General features: G+C 41.0%; 16 protein-coding genes and 2 riboswitches. Of the genes, 1 reads left to right on the top strand and 15 read right to left on the bottom strand.

Features of this window, described 5'->3' with window-relative positions:
• Nucleotides 1-7 precede the first annotated feature (7 nt).
• From manA to HT725_RS07280, 8 genes are all read right to left on the bottom strand, one after another.
• Nucleotides 8-952 carry a mannose-6-phosphate isomerase, class I gene (gene manA / locus HT725_RS07245; RefSeq protein WP_173217669.1) on the bottom strand — a complete coding sequence of 315 codons (945 nt, stop codon included), beginning with the start codon at nucleotides 950-952 and terminating at the stop codon, nucleotides 8-10.
• Between the two features lie 258 nt (nucleotides 953-1,210).
• Nucleotides 1,211-1,471 (bottom strand): SemiSWEET family transporter, encoded by a 261-nt coding sequence (locus tag HT725_RS07250; RefSeq protein ID WP_004261618.1) that lies wholly within the window; start codon nucleotides 1,469-1,471, stop codon nucleotides 1,211-1,213.
• A gap of 178 nt (nucleotides 1,472-1,649) precedes the next feature.
• On the bottom strand, nucleotides 1,650-1,817 hold the full coding sequence (locus HT725_RS07255) for a hypothetical protein (protein WP_173217671.1): 168 nt from the start codon (nucleotides 1,815-1,817) through the stop codon (nucleotides 1,650-1,652).
• 282 nt (nucleotides 1,818-2,099) lie between these two features.
• Nucleotides 2,100-2,447, bottom strand: a complete 348-nt coding sequence (locus tag HT725_RS07260; RefSeq protein WP_173217673.1) for a VOC family protein — start codon at nucleotides 2,445-2,447, stop codon at nucleotides 2,100-2,102.
• Between the two features lie 253 nt (nucleotides 2,448-2,700).
• A complete protein-coding gene (gene spxB, locus HT725_RS07265; RefSeq protein ID WP_173217675.1) occupies nucleotides 2,701-4,476 on the bottom strand; it encodes a pyruvate oxidase in 1,776 nt (591 codons plus the stop codon).
• A 206-nt stretch (nucleotides 4,477-4,682) separates the two neighbouring features.
• Nucleotides 4,683-6,926: a heavy metal translocating P-type ATPase gene (locus HT725_RS07270; protein ID WP_173253331.1), complete on the bottom strand. Its 2,244-nt coding sequence runs from the start codon at nucleotides 6,924-6,926 to the stop codon at nucleotides 4,683-4,685.
• Between the two features lie 9 nt (nucleotides 6,927-6,935).
• On the bottom strand, nucleotides 6,936-7,307 hold the full coding sequence (locus HT725_RS07275; protein ID WP_173217678.1) for a cupredoxin domain-containing protein: 372 nt from the start codon (nucleotides 7,305-7,307) through the stop codon (nucleotides 6,936-6,938).
• A 10-nt stretch (nucleotides 7,308-7,317) separates the two neighbouring features.
• Nucleotides 7,318-7,713: a CopY/TcrY family copper transport repressor gene (locus tag HT725_RS07280; RefSeq protein WP_173217778.1), complete on the bottom strand. Its 396-nt coding sequence runs from the start codon at nucleotides 7,711-7,713 to the stop codon at nucleotides 7,318-7,320.
• 184 nt (nucleotides 7,714-7,897) lie between these two features.
• Nucleotides 7,898-7,995: riboswitch (TPP riboswitch) on the top strand.
• A gap of 83 nt (nucleotides 7,996-8,078) precedes the next feature.
• On the opposite strand from HT725_RS07280, the gene thiD reads away from it, so the two are divergent.
• A complete protein-coding gene (thiD, locus tag HT725_RS07285) occupies nucleotides 8,079-8,870 on the top strand; it encodes a bifunctional hydroxymethylpyrimidine kinase/phosphomethylpyrimidine kinase (protein ID WP_173217680.1) in 792 nt (263 codons plus the stop codon).
• Nucleotides 8,871-9,033: 163 nt separating this feature from the next.
• Here thiD and thiE read toward each other — a convergent pair whose 3' ends face one another.
• From thiE to HT725_RS07320, 7 genes are read right to left on the bottom strand one after another with little or no spacing between them, the layout of a single operon-like run.
• The gene (thiE, locus tag HT725_RS07290) at nucleotides 9,034-9,666 is read right to left on the bottom strand and encodes a thiamine phosphate synthase (RefSeq protein WP_172923372.1); all 633 of its coding nucleotides are present in this window, start codon (nucleotides 9,664-9,666) and stop codon (nucleotides 9,034-9,036) included.
• Nucleotides 9,659-10,462: a hydroxyethylthiazole kinase gene (locus tag HT725_RS07295; RefSeq protein WP_173217682.1), complete on the bottom strand. Its 804-nt coding sequence runs from the start codon at nucleotides 10,460-10,462 to the stop codon at nucleotides 9,659-9,661. The genes thiE and HT725_RS07295 overlap by 8 nt, the downstream gene beginning before the upstream one ends.
• A complete protein-coding gene (thiW, locus tag HT725_RS07300; protein ID WP_023933981.1) occupies nucleotides 10,462-10,986 on the bottom strand; it encodes an energy coupling factor transporter S component ThiW in 525 nt (174 codons plus the stop codon). Before thiW ends, HT725_RS07295 begins: the two co-directional genes overlap by 1 nt.
• A 4-nt stretch (nucleotides 10,987-10,990) precedes the next feature.
• Complete coding sequence (tenA, locus tag HT725_RS07305; protein ID WP_023933983.1) at nucleotides 10,991-11,683, bottom strand: thiaminase II; 693 nt, start codon at nucleotides 11,681-11,683, stop codon at nucleotides 10,991-10,993.
• Between the two features lie 10 nt (nucleotides 11,684-11,693).
• Nucleotides 11,694-12,344 carry an energy-coupling factor transporter transmembrane component T gene (locus tag HT725_RS07310; protein WP_173217684.1) on the bottom strand — a complete coding sequence of 217 codons (651 nt, stop codon included), beginning with the start codon at nucleotides 12,342-12,344 and terminating at the stop codon, nucleotides 11,694-11,696.
• Between the two features lies 1 nt (nucleotide 12,345).
• Nucleotides 12,346-13,731 (bottom strand): ABC transporter ATP-binding protein, encoded by a 1,386-nt coding sequence (locus tag HT725_RS07315; protein WP_173217686.1) that lies wholly within the window; start codon nucleotides 13,729-13,731, stop codon nucleotides 12,346-12,348.
• Nucleotides 13,732-14,292, bottom strand: coding sequence for an ECF transporter S component (locus tag HT725_RS07320; protein ID WP_173217688.1), 561 nt, complete (start codon nucleotides 14,290-14,292; stop codon nucleotides 13,732-13,734).
• A 157-nt stretch (nucleotides 14,293-14,449) separates the two neighbouring features.
• Nucleotides 14,450-14,538, bottom strand: a riboswitch (TPP riboswitch).
• Between the last annotated feature and the right edge of the window lie 72 nt (nucleotides 14,539-14,610).

Raw genomic sequence — 14,610 nt, forward strand, 5'->3', positions numbered from 1 at the left:
TCTTTTTTTATGGATGGCTAACAATCAATTCCAAACCTTGCCCTTCCAGAGTCCAAGCTTCAACATCACTTGGTAAGATAAAGTGGCTGCCTTTTTGGATTGAATAATTTTTCCCGTCAACAGTCAGTTGACCTTGACCAGCCAAGACACTGAATAAGCTGTAGTCAGCTGTCTTTTCGAAGTCAACTTTTCCAGTAATTTCCCACTTGTAAACTGCAAAGAAATCATTGGATACAAGGAGAGTGGAACGCAAATCATCTGCTTTGACAGTTACAGGACGACTATTTGCTGGCTCACCAATGTTTAATACATCAATAGATTTTTCAAGGTGAAGTTCACGCAAGTTACCATTATCATCCTTGCGGTCAAAGTCATAAACGCGATAGGTAGTATCACTAGACTGTTGGGTTTCAAGAATCAAGATGCCTGCACCGATAGCGTGCATAGTTCCACTTGGCACATAGAAGAAATCTCCAGCCTTAACTGGTACTTTTGTCAGCAAGGCATCCCAGTTTTTATCTTCGATTTGCTGGCGGAGTTCTTCTTTTGACTTGGCATTATGCCCGTAGATAATCTCTGAACCTTCATCCGCAGCGATGATGTACCAGCACTCTGTTTTTCCAAGCTCGCCTTCATGCTCAAGTCCATAAGCATTATCTGGATGAACTTGAACACTGAGCCAGTCATTGGCATCGAGAATTTTGGTCAAAAGTGGAAATACAGGCTCTGGACGGTTGCCAAACAATTCACGGTGCTCTGCATATAAAGTAGCCAGGTCTGTTCCCTCGAAACGACCATTGGCAACTTTAGAGACACCATTTGGATGGGCTGAGATAGCCCAGTATTCTCCGATTTTTTCACTTGGGATATCGTAGCCAAACTCATCACGTAGCTTGGTTCCACCCCAGATCTTTTCTTGCATAACTGATTGTAAAAATAACGGTTCTGACATCTTGATCTCCTGTCTGATTTTTCTTCCTTCATTATAGCAAAAAAAGAGTTCCATTTGAACTCTTTTTAACATCTTATAAAGTAGGGAGAAGATTTTATAAAAATAGTAACGATATACTTTTTTCTTTGATAGAGACGAACATAAAAGACTCTCGTAAAGCTAGCTGTAACTGGACTTGTTCCCTCAACTCTCATTCAAAAATTACTTTAATGAAGCATCTATTTTCATAAAAGAAAAAGACTGAAAGCAGTCTTCTTTTTAAATCAAAGCTGTGATAGCCGTTACTAAACCAAAAACGATACCTGGTGCATTAGCAGCTGCAAGTGGAATATCTCTTTCCTTCTTGAAAAGACCATAGTAAACCCAGAGACTACAGTTGATAGCTGCGACTAGGGGTTGAATGAAGTTGCCTTTTTGACCGGCAAGATTATTCATGATTTGTGGGAAATATGACACATACATCATAACAGACATAAATGTCGCTGCCCAGCCCAACACTTTCATTTGTTTTTCAGACATTTTCAAAACCTCTTTTATTCTTTTATACTTTCTATTTTATAATTTAATACAAAAACAAGCAAGAGTTTAAGATTTTTGTTATAAAAATGTAAACTATCACAGTCTTGTGATAAGAAAAAGACCGGATTGCTCCGATCTGTTTGATCTATAAAATGTAAAAATGAATAGCTCTTGTCAATCAATAGATAGATTGATTGATAGTTTGATTGATTATCAGCAAGCCGTAGTTAATGATGTCAGCAATATCTTCAAGACCGTGCAAAATAAAATTTCCTACAATCAAACCTATAATAATTGAACAGATAATCATGGTCACACAGATTAGATAAATATCCTTTTTTTGCATCTCTTTCCTCCTACTATCTATTCATGGAGATATTTCAATCCCAAGTTCCAGTGAAATAATAAAATCCACTTACAACTGCTGTTTAAAAAATATTTCTCCTTTCCATATCAATCTTATTTTCTGCTGTTATATTTTTATTATAAGATTTTAAGAAAGCGCCGTCAACTATTTATATGCAATTTCTTTATATAAAAAGACCGGATTGCTCCGATCTTTCAATAGTTCATATTCTCAATTTCTGTTTTAAGAATGGTTAAGGTTAACGTCAAATGACTAAGCGTCCTATTTCATACGATAAAAATCAATCACTAGACCAGCTGGACCTTTAACTAATAAGGACTCTGTTCCCCAATCCGTTTCACAAATACCGTTTAAAATCTCGACACCGATCTCTTTTAAACGTTGGTAATTCTGGTCTACATTCTCAACCTCAAGGTGAAGAATGATGCCTGACTGAAAATCTTCCAAAGGAATCAAATGATTTTGGGACAACATCAGACAGTGACTGCCAATCGTAAACTGAGCAAAACCATCATCAGCATAATCTGCCTTTTTATCCAAGATATGCTCCAAGTCAGCACAGACTTGGGGAACATCTGAAACAATAATATCTAATTGATTTAAATCCATTTACTATCCTCCATAAAAAGACCGGATTGCTCCGATCTTTTCAAGTTCTGCTCTATGAAAATCAAAGAATAAACAAGGTGACACCAAGTTTGATGGCAAATATTTGCTCATCAAACTACGAAAAATCCTTTGGGACTTTTTCTAGGCTCCACACTAGATTACATCATTGAAATTTATAGTTTCAATGATGGAATCGTCGGCAGTAAGCTAATAAAGAAGTCTATAAATTTATCTTTGATTTCGACGAGAGGAATTATTTAATTGCGCGTGATTGCAACCCTTCTTCTTCCAAGAAGAGACGGAATGGTACGAGTTCTTCTGCTTCGTATTTTTCCTTGAAGGCTTTGATTGCTTCTTCTGAATGTTGTTTTGGATCCAACTCAAGTACTTCTACTGGAAGTGGACGGTGTGGAGTGATGCGAGCATCGATCACAACAGTTTTACCTTCTTTGTTGAGTTTAACAGCTTCTGCAACAACTGCATCGATGTCTTCGATACGGTCAACTGTAAATCCAACAGCTCCTTGAGCTTCAGCGATTTTCGCATAGTCAGCATTAGAGAAGTCACAACCAAACAAGTGTTTGTTTGTGTCTTCGTATTTGTCCTTGATGAAGGCATATTTACCATTTGAGAAGACAACGTTGATAACTGGAAGGTCGTATTGAACGTTTGTGATAACGTCTGGGTAGCACATGTTGAATGCACCGTCTCCCATGATGTTCCATACTTGGCGATCTGGATTGTCTTTCTTAGCAGCGATACCACCAGGAAGGGCAATACCCATTGTCGCAAAGAGTGGAGATGTACGCCACATGTTCTTAGGTGTCATGTGAAGGTGACGAGTAGATGTTTGAGTAGTGTCACCTACGTCGATTGAATAGATAGCGTCTTGATCAGCATGTTTGTTGATTGCATTGTAAACTTGATACAATTGCAATTCACCCTCAGTTTTACCTTCGATTTTGTTCATGTAATCACGCCAGTTTTGGTTGTTCTTAACGTTTGCACGCCACCATGGAGTTGATTCAACTGGGTTTACTTTGTCAAGGATAGCTTTAGCTGCTTGACCTGCGTCACCAAGGATTGAAGCGTCAAGGGCGTGACGTTTACCAAGTTTGTAAGGGTCGATATCGACTTGGATGAATTTTTCAGTGTTCTTGAATGCTTCGTAAACTTCAGCAAATGGGAAGTTTGAACCAAGGAAAAGAACTGTGTCTGCTTCAAAGACCACTTCGTTGGCTGGCTTCCAACCAACACGGTAAGCAGAACCTGTCAAACCTTCATAGTTCCATTCGAAAGCTTCAAAGTTTTTACCAGTTGTGATGATTGGTGCTTTGATTTTACGTGACAATTCAGTAATCACTTCACCAGCTTTCACACCACCGTAACCAGCGTAAATAACTGGACGTTCAGCATTGTTCAAGATTTCAACAGCTTTGTCGATTTCAACTTCGTTCAAAGCAGGAGCGATGAATGAACGTTCGTATGAACCTGAACCGTAGTATGAGTTTTCGTCGATTTCTTGGAAACCGAAGTTTACTGGGATTTCAACAACAGCTGGACCTTTTTTAGAAACTGCAGCACGGCAAGCTTCGTCGATTACTTTTGGCAATTGCTCAGCGTAAGCTACACGTTTGTTGTATACAGCGATACCGTTGTACATTGGGTTTTGGTTCAATTCTTGGAAAGCATCCATGTTGAGTTCGTTAACTGGACGTGATCCAAGGATCGCTAGGAATGGAGTGTTATCCATAGCTGCATCGTAAACACCGTTAATCAAGTGAGTCGCACCTGGACCACCTGAACCAACTGCAACCCCGATTGAGCCACCGAATTTAGCTTGCATAACCGCTGCAAGAGCACCTGTTTCTTCGTGGCGAACTTGCAAGAAGCGGATATCTTTTTCTTCAGCCAAAGCGTCCATCAATGAGCTGAGTGTTCCTGATGGGATACCGTAGATTGTGTCTACGCCCCATGTTTTCAATACGTTAAGCATTGCTGCAGATGCAGTAATTTTCCCTTGAGTCATAGTGATAACTCTCCTTCAATTTTTTTAGACTTGGAGAATACGATTACATAGAATTGGAAACGTTCTCCAAACTTTTACTATTCCACTGTATCATATTTATGTTGACTTTTCTAAAAATCTGCTCAAAACTCTCTATTCTCTATTCTAATACAGTTTTGAAAGTGCTGTCACTCCTGTTTTATAACAAAGAAATCCAGTCATTACTTTTAGTCTATTTTACTAAAGTTTAGTAAGAGTGAACTAGTCAGAACAGATACAGAACTAATGGCCATAGCTAGACCTGCCAGTTCTGGATTGAGGGCCAGTCCAACACCTGAAAAGACTCCTGCTGCAATCGGAATTCCGGCGACATTGTAGATAAAGGCCCAGAAAAGATTGAGCAGAATTCGATTAAAGGTTTTCTTACTCATGTCAAAGGCACGAACCACTCCTAGGAGGTTATTAGTTGTCAACACCAAATCTGCTGACTCGATGGCAATATCTGTTCCAGCTCCCATAGCAATCCCCACATCTGCTACACTAAGGGCAGGAGCGTCATTGATACCGTCCCCAACAAAGGCTACTTTTCCAGTCGCTTGTAGTTTATGGATTTCATGGGCTTTTTCTTCTGGCAAGACACCTGCAATGACCTCTTCGATTCCGATTTGATCGGCAATAGCACGCGCCACACCTGCATTGTCTCCTGTCAGCATGACTGTTTTAAGACCTCGTTTTTTCAGCTGACTGATGGCTAGCTTGGCATTTTCCTTGGGGATATCTTGCAAGGCTAGCAAGCCTTTGATTTCATTGTCCACAGCCAAGAACACAACTGTCTTAGCTTCTTTTTCCAGTTCTTCTAGTTTATCTTGATGAGTGCTAGAAATATCCATGCCATCCAGCATTTTAGCATTTCCAAGCAGAACTTGTTTTCCATTGATTTGCCCTGAGACACCTTTTCCGTGCAAGGCTTGGAAATTTTCCACAGTGTGAAGCTCAAGTCCAGTTTCAGTCGCTCGCTTAACAATAGCCTCAGCCAGTGGGTGTTGAGAAGCTTCTTCCAAGGAAGCTGCCAATCCAAGCACTTCTACTTCGTCGCCGATGATATCTGTGACCACAGGTTTCCCTTCCGTCAAAGTTCCTGTCTTATCAAAAACAATAGTTTGGACTTTCTGGATTTCCTGTAGAACCGTTCCATTTTTGAGGAGAACTCCCATCTTGGCACTGCGACCTGTCCCCACCATAAGGGCTGTCGGTGTTGCAAGTCCCAAGGCACAAGGGCAGGCAATAATCAGAACTGCTACTCCATAGAGAAGCGAAGAGACAAAACTCGCTCCAAGCACAACTACACTATCCCTGAGCAAGACGAACCAAACCCAAAAGGTCACAATCCCTAAAATGACAACTGCTGGAACAAAAATGCCTGAAATTTTATCCGTCAAGTCCTGAATCGGCGCACGACTTGTCTGAGCTTTCTTCACAAAATCCACAATCTGAGCCAAAACAGTCTCTGAACCAACTTTTTCTGCTCTAAAAACAAGTGTTCCACTATTATTGATGGTTGAGCCAATAACAGTATCTCCAACTGTCTTGTCCACAGGTAGACTCTCACCTGTCACCATAGACTCATCAATACTAGAGATACCTTCTACTACGACACCATCAACCGCAATCTTTTCACCGGGACGCACTCGAATCAGGTCACCTACCTTGACTTGCTCCAAAGGGACTTGAACATAGTTATCCTCACGCAAGACTTCTGCAGTTTTAGCCTGCAAGTCAAGTAATTTCTCCACAGCTTGGGAAGTATTTTTCCGCATTTTCTCCTCAAAAACGGCTCCCATAAGAACGAAGAAGAAGATAAATGCAGCACTTTCAAAGTAAACGGGGAGGCCAGCGAAGAGGGCAACTAAGCTATAGAAATAGGCTACTAGGGTTCCCAGAGCAACCAAGGTATCCATGTTGGCATTGTGCTTTTTAAAACTAGCCCAAGCACTTTGAATATAAGGACCACCTGCTACTAGCATAATCGGTGTTGTGGCTAAAAAGGTGCCCCAACGCATGACTTGGTGACTAATTCCTCCTGTCGACATCCCAATCATGAGGATCACAAGAGGCACAGTAAAGATACTAGTAATCCAAAAACGCTGTAAAAGTGACAGAGATTTTCGAGTCTTCTCAACGACTGTATAGCTTCCCTTTTGCATCTTCATACCACAAGAAAATTCATGTTGGCCTAATTCTTGAGGTGTAAAACGAATTGTTTTCTCTTCGTCTACGCCGATTGGTTCCAAGATGCCTTCTTCTTCAAAAAGAATCTCCTTATAACAGTTTGAAGGTGTCACACGGTGAAAGGTGATCTCAGCAGGAACTCCTTTTTGCAGTTGAATGTGGGCTGGATGATAGCCTTTGTCTGCCGTGATACGGATTTTTTGAACACCATTTTCAAGACTTGCTTTTACAATTTCAGTCATAGTCTCCTCCTACTCTACTATCATCTTACCGTGCATCATATTCATGCCACAAGAGAAACCATACTCTCCAGCCTGCTCAGGCGTGATTTCCACTACATACTCTTCCCCCATAGGTAGGTCCGCATGGACACCAAAATCTGGAAAAACAATTTGATCCAGACAGGGTGAAGGATCCTTGCGGTCAAAGATAATGCGGGCTGGCACTGATTTCTTGAGGATAATCAACTCAGGCGTATAGCCCCCCATGACCTCCACTCGAATCTCTTGGTAGCCCTTTTTTTGCTGGGCCTTTTGTCCAGATTTTTCAGGCTTTTTGAAAAACCAGAACAAGATAAACGCGATAAGGGCAATACAAATAATGGTTACAATACTATTTAACATGACGTCTCCTTTACATACAATTACATTTTACTTTTGTTACAGCGCTTGATTTCTTCTCAGAAATCACAGCTTCCAAGTCTTCCAAGTCAGCCTGAGTAAAATCACATTCAGTAATCAAATCAGCCAACAAGTTCTTAATCCTACGAGAACAAACCTTGTCCTTGATATCTTGGACAAGTAAATCCCGACTTTGTTCCAAAGTTAAAAGGGCTGAATAGACAAAGAACTTGCCTTCTTTTTTCCTTGTCAGACACTCTTTCTCAACCAAACGAGCCAAAAGAGTCTGAATGGTCGACTTGGACCAGTCGAACCGCTCCGCCAGAACCCTAATCAAATCCGTACTAGTCTGCTCTCCTTGCATCCAAATAATCTTCATTACCTGCCATTCTGCATCTGAAATCTGCATCATCACACCTCCAAAATCTACATTTGTCAATTATGTTAAATAGTATACTCTTAAAATCTACATTTGTCAATTATAAAATCAATCTTTTCTTTAAAAAATAGAATTTTAATCATTTAAAAAACGATTTGCAGTCAAATATTACTATATAAACAATAAAAATATGCTATACTAAAGAAAAAAAGAAAACAACCACTAGGGGTGCGTAAAGCTGAGATTAACAACTGTTAGACCCTTTGACTCAATCTAGGTAATGCTAGCTGATGGAAGTGGAAATGATAATGGGGACTAGCAGTCTTCTATTACCTTCCTAAAACAGACTTGCTTGTTCTTGAGAATACAAACTTCAGTTGGTTGGGAGGTTTTAGATGACTTATTTACCCGTTGCTTTGACCATTGCAGGTACTGACCCCAGTGGTGGTGCTGGCATTATGGCTGATTTAAAGTCGTTCCAAGCTAGAGATGTCTATGGAATGGCTGTTGTAACCAGTCTTGTCGCTCAAAATACCAGAGGTGTTCAATTAATCGAGCACGTTTCTCCTCAAATGTTGAAAGCCCAATTGGACAGTGTCTTTTCTGATATTCCACCTCAGGCTGTAAAAACTGGGATGTTGGCAACTACCGAAATCATGGAAATCATCCAACCCTATCTTAAAAAGTTGGACTGTCCCTACGTCCTTGACCCTGTTATGGTCGCAACAAGCGGTGACACCCTGATTGGTACCAGTGCCAGAACTTACCTAAAAACAAACCTACTTCCCCTTGCAACCATTATCACGCCCAATCTTCCTGAGGCAGAAGAGATTGTTGGTTTTTCAATCCATGATCCTGAAGACATGCAGCGTGCCGGTCGCCTGATTTTAAAAGAATTTGGTCCTCAGTCTGTGGTAATCAAAGGTGGGCATCTCGAAGGCGGTGCCAAGGATTTCCTCTTTACCAAGGATGACCAATTTGTCTGGGAAAGCCCACGAATTCAAACCTGTCACACCCATGGTACTGGGTGTACCTTTGCTGCAGTGATTACGGCTGAACTAGCCAAGGGCAAGACTCTCTATCAGGCAGTCGATAAGGCCAAGGCCTTTATCACAAAAGCCATCCAAGACGCTCCTCAACTCGGTCATGGCTCTGGCCCAGTCAACCATACAACTTTTAAAGATTAAGAAAAAAACTCTCTAGTTCCTACTTTAAGGGAATTAGAGAGTTTTTATACTCTTCGAAAATCTCTTCAAACTACGTCAGCTTCCATCTGCAACCTCAAAGCTGTGCTTTGAGTAACCTGCAGCTAGCTTCCTAATTTGCTCTTTGATTTTCATTGAGTATTAGTTAGGAAATAATGTCATCCAGCTTTGATAAAAAGGCTTGGGTTTTTGCCTCAATATCTTCTGCCTGCATCAAATCACGCACTACAGCTACTCCAGCTATGCCAGTGCCCATAAGCTGGTCAATGTTCTCTGAAGTCAAGCCGCCAATAGCAACTACTGGAATGTCAACCGTTTGGCAAATTGTTTTCAAGGTCGATATCAGAGTAATGGGCGCATTTTCCTTGGTGGTGGTTGGGAAAATGGCTCCTGTCCCCAAGTAATCTGCACCTGATGTTTCTGCTTCCAGAGCTCTTTTTATTGTTTTAGCGGTGACACCGAGGATTTTTTCAGGTCCCAAGACTTGTCGGGCAACCGAAACTGGTAATTCATCGTCTCCGATATGCAGACCTGCAGCATCGACTGCAAGACAAACATCCAAACGATCATCGATTATCAAGGGTACCTGATAAACATCTGTTATTTCCTTGACTTGTTTTGCTAGTTGATAATATTGATTGGTTGTGAGATTTTTTTCTCGTAATTGGACTATGGTAACCCCTGAACGGCAAGCCGTCTCAACCTTTTCAAGAAATCTTTCCACGGAATCTTGGTAGCGATTGGTTACCAGATATAGTCTAAGTGCTTCTCTATTCATAAACCTCTCCTTTGATGGCATCTAACCAGTTTTTATCTCTCCTTAGAAGCGAAAACTGATTGAGTACTTGGTAACGAAATTCTTCCAATCCCATTCCTTGAACAACTATTCTCTCAGCGGAGATATTAAGATAAGAGACTGCTAAACACGAAGCTTCAAATCCAGTCTTTCCTTGGCTGAGAAAAACGGCTGTCAAGGCTCCAACCAAGTCTCCTGTCCCTGTTATCCAGTCTAATTCTGTACAGCCATTTCCCAGTACAGCGACCTGATTCTTCGAAACGATGAGGTCCTTAGGACCAGTAACTAAGAATGACATACCAGGATAGGTCTGACACCAGTCTTTCAAGACTTGAAGCAAATCCTCCGTTTCTTGATCTTTAGCACTGGCATCGACCCCAACGCCGTGGTGTTTTAAGCCAACAAGACTTCGGATTTCTGACATATTTCCTTTAAGGACCGTAGGGCTATTGTCTAAAAGGTCTTTAACTAAGCTCTTACGAATGACTGAAGCTGTTACGCCAACCGCATCTACTACCATTGGGAGACAAACTTGAGCTGCATAAGAAGCTGCCATACGGATTGCTTTTTCCTTCTCAGCTGACAAATGCCCCAAATTGATGAAGAGTGCCTGGCTTTGCTTAGTAAAATCAAGAACCTCACGGGAATCATCTGCCATAACTGGTTTACATCCCAAAGCCAAAATCCCATTTGCTAGCATCTCACAAGAAATCTCATTGGTAATACAGTGAATTAGGGAAGTCATTTCCAGAGGAAAAGGATTTGTCAATGCCTGCATCAGTCTATCCTTTCACCAAAGAAATATCCTTGCACTTTTTTAAAGAATTCCTGCTTGATTAAAAATCGAAAGGCAATAAAGGAAATCGCTGTACCAATCAAGGTTGCTCCAAAAAATCGAGGAGTATAGATAAACCAACTAAGCTTAGCGGCCGATCCTGTAAAGAGTACCATAACAGGATAGGAAACAATAGAACCAATAATACCTGTTCCCAAAATCTCTCCTAGAGCGGAATAATGAAATTTTCGACCATACTTATAAAAGAGACCTGCAAGGAGGGCTCCAAAAGTCGCTCCTGTGAGAGCTAAAGGCGGAATCCCTTGAGTCGTCATACGGATAAAGGCTGTGACTGTAGCCATAGCCAAGGCATAAACAGGTCCCATCATGATTCCTGCTAGAATATTGACTACACTGGACATCGGTGCCATTCCCTCAATCCGAAAGATAGGCGTAAGGACTACATCAAGGGCAATCATCATGGATAAAATGGTTAATTTGTGAACTTGCAATTGGTGCTTTCTCATATTTCTATTCTTCTCCTTTTTCTAAAGAGTGTAAATCACTCTTCCATGTCTGGTGTTGGTAGGCCATTTGCCAAAACTTAGCTTCCATGTGAACACTGATGTGGAAGGCATCTAGCATTTTTTTCTTGTCTGTCTCATTACTTTCGCGATAGAGTTGATTGACTAGCTCTCCCTCCTCTCTGATCTGTTGCTCTAACTCATCCGTAATATAAGTTTCAATCCATTGTTGGTAGAGAGGATTTGGTGATGGTTTAAGATTAAGTGATTTGCCTATATCATGGTATAACCAAGGACAAGGCAGCAAACTTGCAAAGGCAATGCCCAAGTTTGGCTCTGCAAATTGCCGATAAATGTGAGAAATGTAATGATAGCAGGTTGGAGCGATTGGATGTTGCTCCATTTCCTGATCGCTGATTTCCAATTCCTTGAAAAATTGTTGGCGGATAAATAACTCACCCTCCACTAGACTCTGAGCATTTTGTTTCAAGAGTCTTTTCATCTCTTGGTTTGAAGTCTTATCAGCCAAAAGGTGATAGATTTCTGAGAAGGCCTTCAGATAGTAGGCATCCTGAATCAGGTAATAGCGGAAAACGGCAGGTTCTAAATCCCCCTCTTGTAATTGTAAAATAAAGGGATGATGAAAGGAAGCCTGCCAAGCTTCCTTGGATAATTCCATCGCAATATCTGTAAATTCCATAATAACTCCTTTATAAAAATAGACTGGTTTGAAGCAATAAAAAGAAAAGCAGGTAGATTAATTTTGTTTTTTTAGGAATATAAAAAGTCCGATAGCTATTCTTCAACTGTGCATGTTCGTCATATCCATGCGCCGACAGGGCTCTCAGGTAAAGATGGCGCCACCTAAAGACTGTCATCAGAACCTTGCTGTAAATCAAGGGCGACCAAAAATGCAGTTCTTGACCACGTAATAGGCAAGCTTCTTTTAGGGACTTGATTTCTTGCTGAATGAGGGGGAAGGAATTAAATACCACAATCAAGGCATAGGCCCAAGAGCGTGATAACCCCTTTTGGGCCAAGTACAAGAGAAGCTCTTTTAGGGAAATAGAGGAAACAAAAACAAGACCAATACAAACGGTCACAAAGGCCCTCGTTCCAAGCATGACTGCCTGCGAAGCATCTCCATGTAACTGAACTGCCCAGTAGTTGGCAAAGGATGGCAAAATGGCGAGCAGAATCATCCAAGCCAATACTTTAAATCGACGGTAATAGAGCATAAAGAGAATACAGAATGCGACTACCGAAAGATTCAGAGCAATCGAAGGAATGAAAGATGTTTCCAAGGATAAAATCAGCAAGAAGAGACTGATAATCGGTGTCTGGGTTGCTACTTTGACCATACTATCTCACCTCCCCTTGGATATTGCTACTCTGAGACGTAAGTGGTTTGGTAATTGTCACTGATTTCACATGACGAAGACCCTGACTAGTCATCTCAATCCAATAATCAACCACAGAGATCAAGGGATCTAAACGATGGCTAATGATCAGAAAACTTCTTCCTTGATTTCTCTCCTCCACAATCCACTTGCAAAAATAATGGCAAGCTCTATCATCCAAACCTGCAAAAGGTTCATCTAGCAAGATCACTGAAGCCTTACTGGTCAAGATGGTCAAGAGCTGAAGAATTTTTTGCTGACCACCACTTAATTGATAGGGACTCTTATCAAGAGCCTGCTCCAGATCAAAATATCGTAAAGCTTGGAAAATTCGTTGATTTCTTTCAGAATCAGGTCCATCTAATTGAAGCTCTTCTCGCAGACTGACTCGGATAAACTGTTTCTCAGCTTCCTGAACAACACCCGTCAGGTCACGATACAAACTCTTTTTCTTTTTCAGGACTGTCCCCCTCCAGGTAATGCGCCCCTTATACTTTTGAAATTGAAGAATAGACCGAAAGAGGGTTGATTTCCCGACACCATTGTCACCCAAAATACAGGAAATTCCTTGGTAAAATGTGAAATCAGCAATCGAAAAGAGGGGGCGGTTACCAAGCTCACAAGTCGTTCGATCCATATGGAATAGTTCTGGGCTAGAAGCAACCTCCTTTGAAACAGCCTGTGTCATTTCAGAGGCAGGGATTTGAAACACTTCCCTTAGTTGTCCAACTCTTAGCCCCACCATATGGTCGATATAGGCTTCATAATCAGATAAATCATGGTCGCACAAAATAACTGTCTTCCCATTAGAGACCAACTCTTTTAGAATCTCCAATATCTCTATCCTACTCTTGCGATCAATGGAAGCAAAGGGCTCATCTAATAGATAGACCCTAGGATTCATAGCAAAGAGAACAGCCAAAGCAGCCTTTTGCTTTTCTCCACCTGATAAGTGATGGATGGGACGGTGCAAGATGTCCTTGCAACGACATTGCTGGACAACCTCTGCTATTTTAGAATCAATTTCCTGAACGGGATAGCCGATATTCTCCAAGGTAAAAATCAGCTCCTCAAACAAGTTCTCCATGGTAAATTGATGATTGGGATTTTGAAAGAGAATACCAACCGTTTGGACACGTTCGATGATAGAAAGCTGACTGACCTCGCTCTCATCTATCAGGACTTGACCGCTATAGGGAAGAGAACTAACTTGGGCAATAACTTGAAAGAGGCTCGATTTTCCAGACCCACTACTCCCAACTAACAAGGTAAAAGCTTGCTCATGAAAAGTAAAATCAAGCGGTTCCGAAAAAATTGGGGCCTGAATCTCCCGTAATTCCAGCCCCATCTATGCCTTTCCTCCAGTTGCAAACTGATGATAGAGTTTGACAATGGCACGAACCAAAATGGTACAGAAGAAATAAACAGAAATAAAACGCACCACAAGCAAGGAAAGGACAAAAGGAAGAGAGAAGGCGTAGTAACCTAACTTAATGTATTCATAGACAAAGCTAACAAGCGTAATCCCAATACTACTAGCAGTTAGAGAGAGCCAACTTTCATAGCGATTCTTGGTTACGATAAAACCAAGTTCACTTCCCAAACCTTGAACCAAGCCAGACAAAAGGGCACCTAGACCGAATTGGCTACCATAAAGGACTTCAGCAAGCGCAGCTAGCACTTCTCCAATCGTTGCACTTCCGACTCTCGGAACAAAGATGGCAGCAATGGGCGCAGCCATACACCAGAGTCCAAAGAGGATTTCATTGGCAAAAGCCTGTAAACCAAGAGGTGTTAAGAGTAGGCTGAGAATATTATACACATATCCTGAACCAACGAAAACGCCACCAAAAAAGATAGACAAGAAAGCAAGCAAAATAACATCTTTTAACTGCCATTTTTTCAACATAAAAAACTCCTTTTTTTAAAGAAAATTGGGGCACTCAAGGTGAGCTACCAAAAGGATTTATATCACCTTCATCCAGTTTCGTAAAAGAAAAAACTCTAATTACAGATACGAATTAGAGTTCAGCTTACAAGATTAGACCGTTCTTTTCGACATACGAAAAAAACATTTCACATTTCCCTTCGCCAGTATTAACTGTATCAGGTTCAATGGGTATCATCTCAGCCTAAAGCACCCCAAATGTCTTTATTATTTAATTATGTGATTATTATAACACACATTTTATACTAGTTCAAGAAATTGAACTGGAAATACAGCCTT

This window comes from Streptococcus sp. 2579 (assembly GCF_013277195.1).
Taxonomy (GTDB): Bacteria; Bacillota; Bacilli; order Lactobacillales; family Streptococcaceae; genus Streptococcus.

Coding starts and splice junctions, on each gene's coding strand:
- manA (WP_173217669.1), bottom strand. CDS start 952: ATGTCAGAACCGTTATTTTTACAATCAGTTATGCAAGAAAAGATCTGG.
- HT725_RS07310 (WP_173217684.1), bottom strand. CDS start 12,344: ATGGTCAAAGTAGCAACCCAGACACCGATTATCAGTCTCTTCTTGCTG.
- HT725_RS07315 (WP_173217686.1), bottom strand. CDS start 13,731: ATGGGGCTGGAATTACGGGAGATTCAGGCCCCAATTTTTTCGGAACCG.
- thiD (WP_173217680.1), top strand. CDS start 8,079: ATGACTTATTTACCCGTTGCTTTGACCATTGCAGGTACTGACCCCAGT.
- thiW (WP_023933981.1), bottom strand. CDS start 10,986: ATGAGAAAGCACCAATTGCAAGTTCACAAATTAACCATTTTATCCATG.
- HT725_RS07320 (WP_173217688.1), bottom strand. CDS start 14,292: ATGTTGAAAAAATGGCAGTTAAAAGATGTTATTTTGCTTGCTTTCTTG.
- HT725_RS07255 (WP_173217671.1), bottom strand. CDS start 1,817: ATGCAAAAAAAGGATATTTATCTAATCTGTGTGACCATGATTATCTGT.
- HT725_RS07275 (WP_173217678.1), bottom strand. CDS start 7,307: ATGTTAAATAGTATTGTAACCATTATTTGTATTGCCCTTATCGCGTTT.
- spxB (WP_173217675.1), bottom strand. CDS start 4,476: ATGACTCAAGGGAAAATTACTGCATCTGCAGCAATGCTTAACGTATTG.
- HT725_RS07295 (WP_173217682.1), bottom strand. CDS start 10,462: ATGCAGGCATTGACAAATCCTTTTCCTCTGGAAATGACTTCCCTAATT.
- HT725_RS07270 (WP_173253331.1), bottom strand. CDS start 6,926: ATGACTGAAATTGTAAAAGCAAGTCTTGAAAATGGTGTTCAAAAAATC.
- tenA (WP_023933983.1), bottom strand. CDS start 11,683: ATGGAATTTACAGATATTGCGATGGAATTATCCAAGGAAGCTTGGCAG.
- HT725_RS07260 (WP_173217673.1), bottom strand. CDS start 2,447: ATGGATTTAAATCAATTAGATATTATTGTTTCAGATGTTCCCCAAGTC.
- HT725_RS07280 (WP_173217778.1), bottom strand. CDS start 7,713: ATGCAGATTTCAGATGCAGAATGGCAGGTAATGAAGATTATTTGGATG.
- HT725_RS07250 (WP_004261618.1), bottom strand. CDS start 1,471: ATGTCTGAAAAACAAATGAAAGTGTTGGGCTGGGCAGCGACATTTATG.
- thiE (WP_172923372.1), bottom strand. CDS start 9,666: ATGAATAGAGAAGCACTTAGACTATATCTGGTAACCAATCGCTACCAA.